Source organism: Streptomyces sp. NPDC059909, from assembly GCF_042730885.1.
Lineage (GTDB): Bacteria > Actinomycetota > Actinomycetes > Streptomycetales > Streptomycetaceae > Streptomyces.
In genome coordinates, this window is record NZ_JBHWKX010000270.1 from 520 (window position 1) to 1,057 (window position 538).

At 76.0% G+C, this 538-nt stretch carries 2 protein-coding genes; both read right to left on the reverse strand.

Annotated elements, in window-relative coordinates; translation table 11 throughout:
* Nucleotides 1–69 precede the first annotated feature (69 nt).
* The gene (locus tag ACFV9O_RS40770; protein WP_100458220.1) at nt 70–258 is read right to left on the reverse strand and encodes a hypothetical protein; all 189 of its coding nucleotides are present in this window, start codon (nt 256–258) and stop codon (nt 70–72) included.
* Nucleotides 259–411: 153 nt separating this feature from the next.
* A partial coding sequence (locus tag ACFV9O_RS40775) for an SDR family oxidoreductase (RefSeq protein WP_385428222.1) occupies nt 412–538 on the reverse strand: 127 nt, incomplete at its 5' end.

A 538-nucleotide genomic window follows, 5' to 3' on the forward strand; every position in this document is an offset into this window, starting at 1 on the left:
CGCCCGCCTGCTCCGCACCTGACACTCCGGCGGTGCGGGACACCCCCCGGGGGCCGGGGACGGGGTCGGCTACTCCTCGCCCCAGCACCCCGCGCCGACCGGCACCCGGGCCTCCCGCACCCGCAGCACCTCATCGATCACGGCGAAGCTCAGCCGCTCCCCGGCAGCGGTCGACGCGACGATCATCAGCTCGCCGCACAGCTCTATCTCCGCGAGCGCCACGGCGTCCTGCACGCCGCCCGAGCGCATCCCGCCCATCCGCTCCCGCCCCTTCCCACGCCGCCGGCCGATCCTCCAGCGTAGGCAGGGCCCTTGTGCCCGCACATGACACAGAGGGGCCATTTCCCTCATGCCCCGTTGGGGTCAAGGGGGCGGGCCACACGGCCGTCCCCGCCCGCCCCGCCCACCGGCTCAGGCGGCGGCGCCTCCATCCACCACGAGGTCCGCGCCGACCACGGAGGCGGCTTCGGGCGAGGCCAGGTACAGGACGGCTGCCGCGATCTCGGCGGTGGCGGAGACCCGCCCCAGCGGGGAGTCC

Coding starts and splice junctions, on each gene's coding strand:
- ACFV9O_RS40770 (WP_100458220.1), bottom strand. CDS start 258: ATGGGCGGGATGCGCTCGGGCGGCGTGCAGGACGCCGTGGCGCTCGCG.